This is a genomic window from Streptomyces sp. NPDC030296 (assembly GCF_055572815.1).
Genome location: NZ_JBVICQ010000025.1, coordinates 1 through 15,769 on the forward strand (window position 1 = coordinate 1; position 15,769 = coordinate 15,769).

Below are 15,769 nucleotides of genomic sequence, written 5' to 3' on the forward strand. Positions count from 1 at the left end.
ATCAGCGCCGAGGAGATGGGCGTCTACAAGCCGCGACTCGGCGCGTTCGACTACATGCTCGACAAGCTTGGTGTGACACCCGACGAGCTCGTGCACGTCTCCGCCAGCCCGATGTACGACCATCGCTCCGCGGCGATCGTGGGCATCGAGAACAAGGTGTACATGGACCGCGGCTGGGAGCACGACGAGCACTGGCTCGGCTACGAGCGGATCACCGACATCGCCGACCTGCCCGTCCTCTTCGGCCTCCCGCGCCCTACTGTCTAAAACGGCGTCCTCACTGAGGCACTTGCGGCAGACCGCGGCGGCCAGCCTGAGAAGGCCGGGTAGTTGCGAGGATTACGCTCGTAGCGGTGGGTGAGTCTGAGGTAGCGGGACAGCCATGACAACGTCCACTCGACCACCCACCTACGGCGGCGCTGATCTGCGCGGTGCTGCTGATCGGGTTCGCCGCTGCCCTGTTCCCCCCTCCACCGGGCCATGCGCACATGCGGCCCCGGACCAGGCCCCACCCTGTTGACCTCGATCTCGCCTTGCGCGGGCCCAGAGGCTCTCTCACCAGAGCAGGCACGCACTGCTCACACTCGGGCTCCCGGAGACCGGCATGGCACGGGCTCTGGCCGACGACCCCAGCGGCGCGTCGCCGACGTCAGGGCGCGGGCTGCCCGTCCGATAGCCGATGACACCCCTCCGGGCGTCGCCGGCTTGGTGAGCCTCGGGGGAACAGTACAGTCGGAAATGTTTTCGCCTGCGGGAAACGAAAAGTACCTTGTGCTGCTGATCAGCTTTTTTCTTGCATGCGAAAGAGGATTCGCCGATGGGGCGTCCTGAACTACCGGTCGACCCGGCGGCGGGTCCGGTGCAGCGGCTCGCTCATGAGCTTCGGGAGCTGCGCCGTTCGGCGGGTGGGGTGTCGTACCGGGCCATGGCGGAGAAGGCCGGCTTCTCGGTGACGACCCTGGCGAAAGCGGCGAGCGGTGAGCGACTGCCGTCGTTGGCCGTGTTCCGGGCGTACGTCGAGGCATGTGGCGCCGACCCCGTTCCGTGGGAGGCGCGGTGGGCGGAGGCCGAGGCGCTGGCCGGGGAGGAGAGGCCGGAGGAGGCCGACGCCGCCCCGCCCTACCGTGGCCTGGCGCGCTTCGAGCCGGACGACCGTGAGCTGTTCTTCGGCCGGGACCGGCTGGTCGACGAGCTGAGCGAGCTGGCGTTGGGGTCCCCGTTCGCCGTGGTGTTCGGGGCGTCCGGCAGCGGCAAGTCCTCCCTGCTGCGGGCCGGACTGCTTCCCGTGATGCAGGAGAGGATCGCGCGGCCGGGACGTCGGGCCGTCGTTCGGATCCTCACTCCGGGAGACCGGCCCGCCGCCACCTACGGACATCTGCTGACACCGGAGGCCGACGATCCGGAGTGCTGGGTGGTGGTGGATCAGTTCGAGGAGGTCTTCACCCTCTGCCGCGAGCGGGCCGAGCGGGACCGCTTCCTCGACCTCCTGCTCGCCGCGCGGGCCCCGGGCAGCCGACTGCGCGTGCTCATCGCCGTACGGTCCGATTTCTACGCACGGTGCGCCGAGCACCCGCGCCTGGCCGAAGCGCTGCACGGGAGCGGGCTGCTGGTCGGATCCATGACCGCCGACGAGCTGCGCGAGGCGGTGATCGGTCCCGCGCAGGCGGCCGGGCTCATCGTGGAGCGGGCCCTGACCGCGCGGATCGTCGAGGACGTTCTCGACGAGCCCGGCGGACTGCCGATGTTGTCCCACGCCCTGTTGGAGACCTGGCGGCGGCGCAAGGGACGGATGCTGACCCTGGCCGCGTACGAGGCGGCCGGCGGGGTGCGCGGCGCGATCGCGGCCAGCGCCGAGAAGGCGTACGGAGAACTCTCATCGGCCCAGGCGCACGCCGCCCGGCACCTGCTCCTGCGGATGGTCGAGCCCGGCCAGGGAAACGCCGACACACGCCGCCCGCTCAGCCGGGAGGAAATGGCCGGATGGCAGGACGCCGACGTGCGGGCCGTCGCGTCGCGGCTGACCCGGGCGCGGCTGCTGACCACCGACGACGACGGAGTGCAGCTCGCCCACGAGGCGCTCATCACCTCCTGGCCCCGGCTGCGCGAGTGGATCGACGCGGACCGGGAGCGGCTGCGCCACCACCGGCAGCTGACCGACGCCGCCCGCACCTGGCTGGAGCACGACCGTGACCCGGGCACGCTGTACCGGGGCACCCGCCTGGCGCGGGCCGAGGAACTGTTCGCGGGCGACGACGGCGAGGACGGCGGCCACGACGGTCTGACGTCGCAGGAGACGGCTTTCCTGGTCGCCTCGGCGGAGCAGCGGGCGACGGAGGAGCGGACCGCCACCCGGGCCCGCCGTCGGAGCCGCACCCTCATGGCCTCGCTCTGCGCCGTGCTGGCGGTGGCGCTGGTCGTCGGCCTGACCGCCGTACGACTGCGGCAGGACAGCGAGAGGCAGACCACCGACACGGCGGCCCGCCGGGTGGCCGCGGTCGCCGACGCGCTGCGCTCCACCGACCCGCGCACCGCGATGCTGCTCGGCGTCGCCGCATGGCGTCTCTCTCCCCTGCCGGAGTCCCGCCGAGCCCTGCTGGGCTCGCTGGCCCAGCGCGAACTGGGCGACTTCACCGACCCGGCGTCCGGTGACGAACCGACGCGGTTCCTCGACAGCTCCGGGCACAGTCTGCTCAGCACCAGCGACAACACCTGGCGGACGTGGGACGTGGGCACCCACCGCCGTATCGCCTCGGGGCCGCTACCGCACGGGTCGGTGCTCAACGCGAGTCCGGACGGCCGGGTGCTCCTCATCTCGACCACTGACAGGACCCAGCGCCTGTGGAACACCCGAACAGGCCGCTGGATCGGGGGTCTCCTGCCGTTCAGGGACACCGTGAGCTTCGGGGCGAGCGGCCGCAATTACCTGGTGAGGAGCCTGTTGGACGACCGGGCCGGACTCTACTCCGTCACCGACGGCCATCTGATCTTCCAGACCCCGTCGGCCGGCAGCGGGGAGCTCGCCGACGCGGCGGCCGACGACGACCGGCTACTGGCCGTCTGCCCGCGCGGCCGATCCCCGCGGGTCTGGGACACCTCCACGCGCGGCGTCCGGTCCGGCGCCTGGACGAGCGCTCGCGGCGTCTGTGGTGACGGCACCCGCATCGGCCTCACCAGCGGTCGGCTCCTCGCTCTCACCGGGGACCGCCGGGTGCGCGTATGGGACACGACGTCGGGACGAGAACTCGCCGACGTCGCCCACCCGGGAGTCCTGTCGGCCGTCGTGAGCTCGGACGGCTCGTTCCTGGCGACCAGCAGCGGCCAAGAGATAAGAGTGTGGCGCATACCCAGCGGCGGCGCCCCCGTCCTCCGGCACCCCTTGCCCAGCTCGTCGCTCTCCGGTCTCGCCTGGGACTCCGAACGGCCCCTGCTGCGGTACCTCGAAGGAGGCACGGTCCACACCCTCGACCTCACCGCGACGCTCACCCCCGCCTGGCGCACGCGTCCGCTCGCCGGGGTCCGGCTCAGCCCCGACGGCAGGACACTCGCCACCGCCGAACGTATCGGCGACCGCTACACCTTCCAGCTGCGCAACACCCGCGACGGCCGACTGCTGCGAACCCTGCCGGCCCCGCCACGTCCCGTCTCCCGCGCCGGCGAGTCGACGGTCCCCGCAGAGGCCGTCGAGCCGTTGCTGTCCTTCAGCCCCGACGGGGGCATGTTCGCGTACGGATTCTCCGTCTTCGGCGGGGACGCGACGCCTCAGCGTCTGACGGTGTGGGACGTGACCGCCGGACGCGCGAAGACCACGGTGGACCTGGCGACGGCGTCCGGGGTGTCCGTGGACGAGATCGCCCTGGGACCGGGCGGCCGTACGCTCCTCACCGCACGTTCGACCGAGGACGGCTCCGTCAACGAGACATGGGACACCGAGCGGCAGCGGAGGACGGCGCTCCTCCCCGGCCCGGGCGGCTACAGTCTGGCCGTCAGCGGCAACGGCAGGCTCCTGGTGACCGACAACCGCGTCGTCCGAGCGGGCCGGTCCCAGACCCAGGACCTCGTCCAACGCGACCGCATCTACGCCGTCACCTTCGCCCCCGACGGCTCGACACTGGCGGCCGGCGCCGGGACAGGGCGAGTGGCCCTCTGGGACGGCGACCTCCGGCACCAGGCGGGCATCCTGAGGAACGTCTTCCCGGGGCCTCTGGATCCGTCCTCCGACTCAGGCGAGTCGATCACGGCTCTCGCCTTCAGCCCGGACGGCGACACGCTCGCCGTGGGTGGCGACGCGGGCACCCTCCAACTCTGGGACATCGCGACCCAGCAACCCCTCGGTCCGCCTCTGCCCACGCCCGGTGGCAGCATCGCCACCCTGGCCTTCAGCCCGGACAGCACCCTGCTGTACGCGGGCGGCAAGCGCGTACCGCTCCAGCGGTACGTCGTGGACCCCGATCGAGCGGTGTCCCTCGTCTGCGCCCGTACCGGTAACACGCAGCTGACCCGGGCGCAGTGGCGCACCTACGTCCCGGACCGGCCGTACCGGAGGGTCTGCCCCTGATCCTCTCCGTGGATCATCCAAGTGGCCCGCGCCGGTGGCACTCCGTCACTCGCGCGCACTGCACCCGTCCGCTCCGTCGCGGCCCTCGGGGTGAAAGCCGGTGGCCGGAGATGAGGGGCCATATCAACCCATCTCGGGACAAGGGATGTGGAAATCGATTCTCCGGAGTTGTACGCGGCGGCAAGAGGGACCTGTCAAACAACCTCCGGGCTGTGAGAGTCAGTGAGACTGCTGCACGTCGAACAGTCCGGAGCACACCTTGCCCACCAGCGTCCTGGCCGTGGTCGCCTTGTCCGTCCTTCTCGGATTTATGGTGATCACCTTGCACTGGGTGGACAGCCACAGGCAGGACCCGACGGCGGCGGATCATCCGGCGTCCCACACCGAGACCGCCGTCGACAAGAAGCGAACATCGACTTCACCGAGGCCGCCCGGTCCCGCCCCATCGCCACCCGCATCGCGAGAGGCATGGGCAACGGGCCCGCCGTCTTCCTCACCCCACAGCAGGTCGACGTGATGCGGAATTAGGACCTGTCCGGTCGGTCATACGACTACTGCGTACGCGGGTCATGAATCTGGACATGGGGCGGGGTGATCCGGCGGATGATGAGGGAGAACGACCGCGGCCGTACCTGCCCCACCGACCTGTTCCGCGCCGACAGGAGTTTCCAACCCGTCACGGGCTGGTCCTGAGTACCGGGCGGTGCGACGCACCCGGCGGTGGTCGGAGCAGTCACAGGGCAATGCGCCTGCGTGTCTTCAGTTGCGTTCAAGCCCGGGGCCAGGTGCTGGTCCGAGAGGACTGCTGTGTGACGCGTGCGCAACTCACCGCTGATGAGTGAGAGTTCATCGGGTCGTCCCTGCCGGTCGGCATGAGCGACCCGTACGGGAGCGGCTGCGTGAGCAGTTCGAGTGGGTTGACTGGCGGTTCCTCTGCCGACAAGGCACCGCCCGCCGCGGTCCCGCCGGTTTCTGCGCGACACCCCGCCGGCCACTGTGGCGGGCGCATCCTCCTCGGCCAGTGCCTCCAGATACTGCTCCACGCAGATCACCCGGTGCCTGAGCACCTCTTCCGCCTCCGCCGGAGCCGCCCGCACCCGCTCCAACCCGGTTTCGAGTTCTTCCACCCGCACCGCCACGGCCTTCTTGCGTGCTTCCGGGACCGCCCGCGTCGACGGCATCCGTCACCCCCGCGACATCTCGGCCGACCGCGAGCCTGGACTTCCGCGACGACGGAGAACGGCCTCTCAAGGTCTGGAAGGCGAAGAACAGGCCGGCGGAGACCAGTATCGCCGCCGGCCGGGTAAAGACCCTGGGTGTGCTTCGTGTTCTGTTGGTGCCGTGACGGGGTGGAAGCGGGTCGTCAGGAACGCGACCACTGGAAGCCGGCCGTCGTGCCGCAGGTGCGCTGTTCGAGCAGGGCGAGGTTCTCGGTCGAGGCGCCGGCGACGTGGACACACTTCCCGCTGTGGCGGGCCCTGAGCTGGAAGTAGCCGTCGGTGGCGACCCAGGAGAACTGCTGGTTCGCGCCGGTGTGGCAGCGGTACTGGATGACGCCGGCGCCGTCGGCGGTGGAGGCGGCGTTCACGTCCAGGCACTTGCCGCTGTTGAGGCTCTCGATCTGGAAGTAACCGTTGCCCGCATCGACGAAGCGCCACTGCTGCCAGGGCCTGCCGGTCCAGGTGTACTGGCCGATCTTCACGCCGTCGTCGGTGTTGGGCGCCTGGACGTCCATGACCTTCCCACTGTTGCGGTTGGCCAACCGGTAGTAGGTCACCGCCGGTTCACCGGAGGGCACGGTGAGCGCCGTGTTCGTCGCCACGGGCACGCCGAGGTTCGGCGATCCGTCCGGGTTCCAGGTGATCTTCTGGATCCGGGTGGTGCGGGTGGCGCCGCAGCCCTGGGTGGACGAGGTGTTGGCGTGGTAGACGATCCAGTCCTCGGTGCCGTCCGGGGACTTGAAGAAGCCGTTGTGGCCCGGACCGTACACGCTGTTCGCGTCGCTTCGCTGGAAGGCGGGCTCGCTGCCCTTCGTCCATGAACTCGCGCTCAGCGGATCACTTCCGGTGAGGGTGAGCAGACCCAGCTTGTAGTCCGGCCCCTGGCAGGCGCTCGCCGAGTAGGAGATGAACGTCTTCCCGTCGTGCTGCAACGCGACCGGGCCCTCGTTCATCGGAGTGCGCTGCGTCTCCCAGGCGAGGGTGGGTGTCGAGATCTGCGTACGCGGGCCTGTGACGGTCCAGGGGTTGCTCAACGCGACGATGTAGATGCTCGGGTTGGACCCCGCCCACTGCGGCGTCGGCACCCCCGACCAGACGAAGTACAGCCGGCCGCCGATGGTGACGACGCTGCCGTCGATACCCCACCAGTTGTTCGCGCCGAAGATCATGCCCTTGTACGTGTACGGGCCGAGCGGATCGGTGCCGGCGCTCTCCAGCACGTGTACGCGCTGGTCCTCGATGTCGCCTCCACCGGCGGAGTAGTAGATGTACCAGCGCTTGCCGTTGGGGCCGTCGAGCAGATGCATCTCCGGAGCCCAGACCTGGCGGTCACGACCGGCGGCGTGGGCACTGAACACCGGGACCGGCGCGGCCGACTTGAGCGCCGCGATCGTGGGTGCCTTCCGCATCGTCAGCGGCCCGCTGTACGGCGTCGTCATCAGGTAGTAGTTGCCGTTGTAGTAGGTCATGTACGGGTCGGCACCGGAACTGTTGAGCGGGTTCGTGAACGTCGACGTGGCCGCCTGCGCATCGGGCGCGACCACCGCGGTACCGACCGCGACGAGGGCGACGAGCGCCGTCGCCGTCGTGAAGAGTCGGCGGACGAGCGAGGGACCCCTCCGCACGTATTGCCAAGCACGCGGCCGTAGTTGTTCCACACCGGCCATTACGGGCGTACTGCTCATGACAGAGACATCCTTGTTTCGTGTCGTGGAGAGCGAGAAGGAAGAAGGGCGACGGAGCCGACGGCCATGCGTGCTGGGCGGCGTGCTCTGGGCAGCGTCGCGTCCGGCCGTCCCGGAGGTGTCGACGGCGGTCGGCCGGTCCAAGGCCTGGAACAGATGTGGCGGATGCGGGTTGCGCGGTCCACATCGCATCGCCCCCTGCCCCCATACGCGGAGCAAGGGAGCACCAAGGCCAACTTGTTCGAAATATGGCACAGTGTTCGCAAATTCGGCCAAAAGCTAGAGGGTGACGTGAGGGCATGTCAAGAGGAGTGCTGTCACCGCGTCCGGAAGGTTGGGTCGTACGCATGGGGGACGCGTCGGCACATCCACCCATAACGAAAAACACAGAACGGACACCACCTGTCCTGCCCCACCAGCGCGTCGGACTACCCGCAGGCATGACGCGGGACCTCAGCGACATCGATGACGCGGCCCAGGAGACGATGGTGCGACCCCTGGACCCATTGCCCGGACTGCGGTGACAGGACTCCTGTGCTGACTCGTCGTCATCACCATGGCGACCTGGCCAATCCTTCGGCTTGCACTGTCGGGCCATCGACGTCAACGACCGGAAGGCGGCCAACGGCTCACCGGTCCAGCCGTGGACGGGCCCTGGGATGGCGACCCTGAGCGCACACCGCCCGAGACAAGAGCCCTCCGGGTACGGCGATTCGGCTTCCGCCGCTCGCCGACAGCATCGGCCCCGCCCACACGGCGGGATGCGGCGCCTCGCCCGTCGGAAACGGTGTGACGGAACTGGCCGGTTCTCTTGACGTGGCTCTAACGGGAAGTTTACCTTCTGGCCGAAGTTCCGTACGGCGTTCGAAATAACGAATAGACGTTCTCGGGCGAGCCGACCCGTGTTGCGCACCCGTCATCGGCTCAAGGCGGGGCAGCTGCGCCCACGCTGCCCCTTCACTTCTCACCCGGCTACGGGCGACCGCGAGTGCCTCGACCCCGACCGCCACCTGATCGTCACACCCGCATCAAGGACAGGAGACGCACATGCCTGCGGTTCTCTCCCGGCCGGCGGCGATATCGGTCGCGGCCTGCCCGACCAAACAGCAGATGTCCTTCCGCACGGAGCGGACGGTTTGAACTGACCGATCTCAACGCCGCAGGCGCAGCGACGCCACCTTCCGCCTGACGAACTGAACCGACGGACCCGCGGCGCCCTCCCGCTCCTTCGCCTTCGGAGGGATGGCATCGGTGCCGCACGCCTGTGAGAACCGCATCGAGAGGAAAGACCTTGCTGGCAAGACTGATCAGGAGAGCGGCGTTCCTCGTCGCTCTGGTGGCGCTGGCCACGGGAGTGGCCGTGCCCGCGCAGACGGCCGCGGCGGCGGACGCCGACTCCGCCTATGTGATGGGCTATTTCAAGGAGTCGCTCAGCGGCGCGGGCAACGTCAACGCCGTGCACCTGGCGGTGAGTGGCGACGGCCGGGAGTGGACGCCGCTCAACGACAACAACCCGGTCCTCACTCCCACCGCGGGCACCAAGGGCATCCGCGACCCGTTCCTGTACCGGCTGCGCGACGGCAGCTGGGTCGTGCTCGCGACCGACATCCCCGTGGGCGGCAGCTTCACCAAGGCCAACCAGAACATCCACGTCTGGACCTCGCCGGACCTGGTGAACTGGTCGGCGGACCGGCTGCTGAAGGTCAACGCCACCAACCCGAACTCGTACAGCTGGGCCCCTGCGATCCACTGGGACCCGGTCCGAGGCGCCTACGGCATCACGTTCTCCACCGTCCCGCAGGGCAAGTCGTACTCGGTGATCGCCGTCTCCTACACGACCGACTTCGTCACCGCCACCGACCCCGTGGTGTTCCACGACGCGGGCTCCGGCATCATCGACTCCCACGTCGTCACCGGCGTCAACGGATCCAACTACCTCTACTACAAGAGCAACGCCACGGGCCGGCTGGTCGGTGCGCGCTCGACGTCGGTGGAACCGGGCAGCTTCACCAAGTACACCGACGGCGTCGCCGAGAACCGGTGCACCGAGGCCCCCACGCTGGTGAAGTCGCTCACCTCGTCCACCTGGTCGCTGTGGGGTGACACCTTCTGCCCCAACGCGAAGTTCGACCTGTGGGAGGGTGACCTGGTGTCGGGGGCGTGGACGAAGGTCGGCCGCCAGTCGTACACCGCGCCGCTGAACGCCAAGCACAACACAGTCCACCCGATCACCGCCGCCGACCGCGACCGCCTCCTCGCCCGGTACGGCGGCACCAGCTGGAACCTCCTGAAGTCGTACAACTTCCCCGGCCACTACGCCCGCCACGAGAACAACGCCGGCCGTATCAGCGAACTGCCCTTCGACCCCTACCAGGACGCGCAGTGGCGGCTGCGGCCCGGCCTGTCCGACCCCAACGGCGTGTCGTTCGAGTCGGTCAACTTCCCCGGCTACTACATGAAGCAGGAAGACTTCGTGATCAAGCTGGTCCGCAACGACGGCACGGGCGCCTTCGCCACCGACGCCACGTTCCACCGCGTCGCCGGCCTCGCCGACGGAAACTGGTCCTCGTTCCGCTCGGCCCGGTTCCCGACCCGATACCTGCGGCACTACGCGTTCGCCCTGCGCCTCGACGAGATCTCGACCGCGACCGGCCGCGCCGACGCCACCTTCAACATCGTCCACTGACCCACCGGACGAGTCCACCGCCCCGTCGCCTGGCCGCACCAGGCGGCGGGACGGTGACGACTTCAACGGGCTGGTCTTCCCCGTCCCGTGGGGCAGCCGGGACACGCTGGACGCGACGCTGGTGGAAGTCGGCGTCGACGCCGCCCGCGATCCCTCAGGTCGGTGGCGCCGCCCTGCACACCGGCACGTGCCCGCCCCGGCCTCTCCCCCGCCGACGTCCCCCGCATGACGGCGCCGCCCCGCCGAGTAGGGGGCAGTCTTGCCCGAGTCCCCGAGCGCACCCCAACCCACCCGTCCCGTGCCCTGTGAGCTCAGAGCCCGCCACGGCGGCAAAGCGTCGGCGCCTCGGCCGCGTACCCGACCCTGCTCGGGCAACGCTCCTGCGGCACAGTCACCGGCTTCCAGGGGTCGCGCGTACCGCACCCTGCTTCCACCCCGACGCGGCACCTGTAGAAAGGCAGGAAACGTACATGCGCACGCTTCTCTCGCGGCTGGCGGCGATACTGGTCGCCGCCTGCCTGCTCTTCACCTCTCAATCCCTGGCCGCACCCGAGCGTGCGGCCGCCGCCGACCCGGGCTACCTGATGACGCACTTCATCGGGGAGGGCTCGAACGGCCAGCAGATCTACTTCTCCTACAGCACGGACGGCCTGAACTGGACCGACCTCAACGGCGGCGGAATAGCCCTGCGTTCCACGGTCGGCACGAAGGGGGTGCGCGACCCCGCACTGGTGAGATCCCCCGACGGCAGCAAGTACTGGATCATCGCGACCGACCTGTGCATCAGCTGCGGACAGAACTGGGAAACCTCCATCAACAACGGCAGCCGCAACCTGGTTGTGTGGGAGTCGACGGACCTGATCAACTGGTCGGAGCCGTGGCTGCTCAACGTCGCCGGCGCGATCCCCGACGGACGCAACGCCTGGGCCCCCGAGGCGATCTGGGACCCCGAGACCAACGACTACATCCTGTACTGGGCGACGAACAAGCCCGTCAACGGCGTGAAGAAGCACCGAATCTACTACGCCCACACCAGCGATTTCCGCACCATCACCACCCCGCAGACCTACATCGAGCGCCCCGGCATGCAGGAAATCATCGACACCCAGATCGTCGAGATGCCGGCCGGCGTCGGCAACTACCGCTACGTGCGGGCCTCCGGCGACGGACAGATCACCCTCGAAGGCAGCAACTCGATCCTCGGGACGTGGACGAACCTCGGCAACCTGTCCGGCATCGGCCTGACCGGTGCCCAGGTCGAGGGTCCGATGTGGATGAAGTTCCGCGACCGCAACGAGTGGGCGCTCTACCTCGACCAGTACTCCTCAGGACGCGGCTACATGCCGGTCACGACGACCAACCCCTCCGCCACCGGCACCTACCGGCTCCCGGCGTCGGGAAGCTACAACATGGGCGCCCTCAAGAAGCGCCACGGCTCGATCCTGAACCTCACGGCCGCCGAGGACTCCCGCGTCCTCGCCCGCTGGAGCGACATCCCGGCCAAGCGGCTGCAGTCGTACAACTTCCAGGACCGGTACGTGCGCCACTACTCCTTCGACGTGCGCATCGACCAGAACATCACCGGCCCGGACGCCCAGTTCCGGCTGCGGCCCGGCCTGGCCGGCACCGGAACCGTCTCCTTCGAGTCGGTGAACTACCGCGGCTACTTCCTGCGGCACGCCAACAACGACTTCCAGCTGGTCCGCAACGACGGCACCGCCCAGTTCGCCGCCGACGCCACCTTCCGTCAGGTAGCGGGCCTCGCCGACTCCACCTGGTCCTCCTTCCAGTCCTACAACCACCCCGACCGGTACATCCGTCACTACGCCTACTACCTGAAGCTCGACCCGATCACCACCGCGGCAGGACGCAGCGACGCCACCTTCCGCGTGACGAACTGACCCGACAGCGACAAGGACGCCGGCGCCTCCACGGGAGAGCGCCGGCATCCGCTTCCTTTCGCCCCCATGCGCTCCGCATGCCCACGCAGGCGAGAGACACCACCACGCGCGGCAACCGATCAGTGGCCGTCGGCTGCTGTCGCGAGGGGGGAGAGCGCGGCGGAGCCGGGGTAGGACAGCGACGCGGCGGCCGGCAGTCCCAGATGACAGCCGACCACCGCGCCGGGTCGGCGGAGCAGCCATGGTTCCAGCTCCTCCCATTGTTGAGGCGGATCCCGCGCACGCCCGCCTCCGCGAGCGGGTCGAGTTCTTCCGCCGGCGTCCTGGGGTCGATGACGGCCACGCCGCGGAGGCGTTCCGGCGCCTTGCCGAGGGCCTCCAGCAGGTAGGAGTCGTCCGTTCCGAGGAAGCCCGGGTACGCGCGATGTCACCCACGCACCGCATCCAAGGTGCCATGCGGTGCTGAGCTTGGAGGGCTTCTCGAAACCGAGGGTGGTTTCGAGAAGCCCTCCAGTCCTGGGTGGGAGTGTCAGCCGAGGTGCCACTGCTGGTTGCTGCCGCCGTTGCAGTCCCACAGTGCGACCAGTGCGCCGCTGGCGGTGGAGGCGCCGGTCACATCCAGGCACAGTCCAGACTGGACGCTGGTGATGGTGCCGTTGGAGTTGCGGTTCCACTGCTGGTTGCTGCCGCCGTTGCAGTCCCAGATCACGACCTTGGAGCCGGCCGCGGTGCCGGCCGCGTCGAGGCACTTGGCGCCGCCGTAGACGGTGAGCTGCTTGGTCGACGTGCTGGTCCAGGTCTGGTTCGTCTGACCGTTGCAGTCCCAGATGTGCGTCTGGGTGCCGTTGGTCCGCGAAGATCCGGGCACGTCCAGGCACTTGCCGGCACCGGTGGCGCGGACCGGCCCCGTGGTGGCGCCGCCGGAGCCGTCGAGTCCGAAGAAGGTGATGGCGCGGGCCGCCATGCCGCTGGCGGGCAGGGAGTGCCCGACACCCTGGAAGCTGTTCGCCTCGACCGGTGCCTGCGCGCCGGTGGAGCCATAGCGGGTGCGAGTCCAGTTGGACCCCGGGGAGTCGGTGAAGACCGGGGTCCGGCTCACCCCGAGCACGTTGGTCCACTGCTTGATCTCTTCACCGAAGTTCGCGTAGTACAGCGCTTCGTCCTCGGTGCCGTGCCACAGCTGCATCCGCGGCCGGGGGCCGGTGTAGCCGGGGTACGCGTTCCGGACGAGGTCGCCCCACTCCTGCGGGGTCTTGCTGATCCTGCCGGTGGCGCAGTCGGTGTTCCAGCCGGAGCCGTCGGTGGTGGCGAAGCAGCCGAACGGCACGCCCATGAACGCCGCGCCGGCCTTGAACAGGTCGGGGTACGCGCCGAGCATGACATTGGTCGTCATCGCACCGGACGAGGCGCCGGTGACGTAGACCCGGCCGGCGTCGGCGTTCATGTTCTGCACGGTGTGGCGGACCATCTGGGCGATGCTCGTGGGGTCACTGCCCCCGTCGTGCTTGAGCGCCTGGGGCGAGGAGACGTCGAAGCACTGCCCGCTGACGTTCGCGTCCGGATAGACGACGATGAACCCGTACTGGTCGGCCAGGCGGGCGAACTCCGTGTTGGAGTAGAAGGCGGGCCCCGTGCCGGTGCAGTAGTGCACGGCCACCACCACCGCCGGGCGTGCCGGAGCGCTGTCGGGCTTGTAGACGTACATCCGCAGGTTGCCGGGGTTACTGCCGAAGTTGGTCACCTCGGTCAGGGACGCGGCCGACGCGGCGGTGGCCGACGCGCCGGTCAGCCCGAGCGCCCCGATCAGCGGCGAGATCGCCATCAGCAGGGCTATCAGTACATCTCTGACGCTTCTCTTCTTGGACTTCCGGGCCATGACGGTGTCCTTTCTGGCATCCGACGCGGCTGGGGGAGAACCGGTTGGTGAAGCGCTTCGACGCTCCCATTGGCTTGGATATGCTGTCAACGGCCGGGACAGGTAAGGTTGGTGGCCTATATGCCTCTTGCTTCCCCCGAGAAACCTCAAGGGCGCGGATTGGTGGGTGAAGCGCTTCGACACTCGGCGAAGGCACCACTGACCCCGTGGTCTGTGGTGAACGGCTTCGTCTGGACGCCGCCCCCGGTGGCTCGGCGCCTGACGTTCTCGCGCTGGGAGAACGCTCCAGAGGGCGCGAGGGGCCGCCGGTTCCTTGCGGCGGAGAGGCGGGGTGAGCAGGCCGTCCAGGTGCGCGCGGGACTGCGGGGCCGCGTCGAGGAGTACGTCGTGTCGACCACGTCGCGGTAGAGCTGCTGCGTTCTGCGCGATATGGCTCAGGCTGGGTGCCCCGGCGCCCAGTCGTGGAGGTCGCCGCCGTGACGGGGGTCCGTCTCATGTCCCACAGGGGGAAGCGCGGGCGGACCGCTGTTGAGGGCCCATCCGTCGCCGCTCGGGCACCGGCTGCGTGACCTTCGCTGCCGCAAGGCCGATACTGCCGTCAGCAGGAGCTGCAATCGTCACACGACCAACCAACCGCTGGACCTGACGGGCCGTCACCGAAGTCAGCAGCGGGTCAGCATGGGTTCCCTCAGGGCCCGCCCCGGACCGACACGAACCGCCAAGATCGAAAACCGACCTCGTGGACTCCGACCTGGCAAAAACGCAGGTCCAGAGCCTGAACGCTATCCTCTTCAGGAGGCACCTATGAAGATGCTCATCAACGTCGCGGAGACCGTCGTCGCGGACGCGTTGCGGGGTATGGCTGCTGCTCATCCCGAGTTGACGGTGGATGTGGAGAACCGGGTGGTCGTGCGGCGGGACGCGCCGGTCGCCGGGAAGGTCGCGCTGGTCTCCGGGGGCGGTTCGGGGCACGAGCCGCTGCACGGCGGGTTCGTGGGGCCGGGCATGCTGTCGGCGGCCTGCCCGGGGGAAGTGTTCACCTCGCCCGTGCCGGACCAGATGGTGCGGGCCGCGGCGGCCGTGGACAGCGGCGCCGGTGTGCTGTTCATCGTGAAGAACTACACCGGTGACGTGCTCAACTTCGACATGGCGGCCGAGCTCGCCGAGGACGAGGGCATCCAGGTCGCCAAGGTGCTCGTCAACGACGACGTCGCCGTGACCGACAGCCTCTACACCGCCGGGCGGCGCGGCACCGGCGCCACCCTCTTCGTGGAGAAGATCGCCGGCGCCGCCGCCGAGGAGGGGCAGCCCCTGGAGCGGGTCGCGACCCTGGCACGGCAGGTCAACGAGAGCTCCCGCAGCTTCGGCGTGGCGCTCACCGCCTGTACGACCCCGGCCAAGGGCAGTCCCACCTTCGATCTGCCCGCCGGCGAGCTGGAACTGGGAGTCGGCATCCACGGCGAGCCAGGGCGTGAACGACGCGCCATGATGACCTCCCGCGAGATCGCCGACTTCGCCGTCAACGCCCTCCTGGACGACATGAGCCCCCGCAACCCCGTCCTGCTCCTCGTCAACGGCATGGGCGCCACTCCGCTGCTGGAGTTGTACGGCTTCAACGCCGAGGTGCAGCGGGCCCTCACCGAGCGCGGTGTCGCCGTCGCCCGCACGCTCGTCGGCAACTACGTCACCTCCCTCGACATGGCCGGCGCCTCGGTGACGCTGTGCCAGATCGACGAGGAGACGCTCCGGCTGTACGACGCGCCCGTGAGGACACCGGGGCTGCGCTGGGGGATGTGACCCGTCGGCCCTCGCACGGTGCGTACGGTACGTGCGGGGGTACGGCCCT

7 protein-coding genes and 2 pseudogenes are annotated in these 15,769 nt (G+C 69.2%); 5 read left to right on the forward strand and 4 right to left on the reverse strand.

The window, feature by feature from the left end:
- Together ACZ4Z3_RS39455 and ACZ4Z3_RS39460 are read left to right on the forward strand one after the other, a co-directional pair.
- Window positions 1-267, forward strand: a 267-nt coding sequence (locus ACZ4Z3_RS39455; protein WP_468505577.1) for an HAD family hydrolase, incomplete at its 5' end; no start/stop codon positions are given.
- Between the two features lie 550 nt (window positions 268-817).
- Window positions 818-4,555 (forward strand): nSTAND1 domain-containing NTPase, encoded by a 3,738-nt coding sequence (locus tag ACZ4Z3_RS39460; protein WP_468505578.1) that lies wholly within the window; start codon window positions 818-820, stop codon window positions 4,553-4,555.
- 933 nt (window positions 4,556-5,488) lie between these two features.
- Here the strand turns inward: ACZ4Z3_RS39460 and ACZ4Z3_RS39465 are convergent.
- Window positions 5,489-5,736, reverse strand: a pseudogene (locus ACZ4Z3_RS39465) (hypothetical protein); the annotation flags it as partial.
- Between the two features lie 182 nt (window positions 5,737-5,918).
- Window positions 5,919-7,460 carry a family 43 glycosylhydrolase gene (locus ACZ4Z3_RS39470; protein ID WP_468505579.1) on the reverse strand — a complete coding sequence of 514 codons (1,542 nt, stop codon included), beginning with the start codon at window positions 7,458-7,460 and terminating at the stop codon, window positions 5,919-5,921.
- Window positions 7,461-8,751: 1,291 nt separating this feature from the next.
- Here ACZ4Z3_RS39470 and ACZ4Z3_RS39475 point away from each other — a divergent pair.
- Both ACZ4Z3_RS39475 and ACZ4Z3_RS39480 read left to right on the forward strand, forming a co-directional pair.
- Window positions 8,752-10,146 (forward strand): AbfB domain-containing protein, encoded by a 1,395-nt coding sequence (locus ACZ4Z3_RS39475; protein ID WP_468505580.1) that lies wholly within the window; start codon window positions 8,752-8,754, stop codon window positions 10,144-10,146.
- Window positions 10,147-10,616: 470 nt separating this feature from the next.
- Window positions 10,617-12,047: a glycoside hydrolase family 43 protein gene (locus ACZ4Z3_RS39480; RefSeq protein WP_468505581.1), complete on the forward strand. Its 1,431-nt coding sequence runs from the start codon at window positions 10,617-10,619 to the stop codon at window positions 12,045-12,047.
- Here the strand turns inward: ACZ4Z3_RS39480 and ACZ4Z3_RS39485 are convergent.
- Together ACZ4Z3_RS39485 and ACZ4Z3_RS39490 are read right to left on the reverse strand one after the other, a co-directional pair.
- A pseudogene (locus ACZ4Z3_RS39485) lies at window positions 11,998-12,453 on the reverse strand (hypothetical protein); the annotation flags it as partial. The gene ACZ4Z3_RS39480 and the pseudogene ACZ4Z3_RS39485 overlap by 50 nt on opposite strands.
- A 123-nt stretch (window positions 12,454-12,576) precedes the next feature.
- Window positions 12,577-13,923 (reverse strand): extracellular catalytic domain type 1 short-chain-length polyhydroxyalkanoate depolymerase, encoded by a 1,347-nt coding sequence (locus tag ACZ4Z3_RS39490; RefSeq protein ID WP_468505582.1) that lies wholly within the window; start codon window positions 13,921-13,923, stop codon window positions 12,577-12,579.
- An 804-nt stretch (window positions 13,924-14,727) separates the two neighbouring features.
- On the opposite strand from ACZ4Z3_RS39490, the gene dhaK reads away from it, so the two are divergent.
- Window positions 14,728-15,720, forward strand: coding sequence for a dihydroxyacetone kinase subunit DhaK (dhaK, locus tag ACZ4Z3_RS39495; protein ID WP_468505583.1), 993 nt, complete (start codon window positions 14,728-14,730; stop codon window positions 15,718-15,720).
- Window positions 15,721-15,769 lie beyond the last annotated feature (49 nt).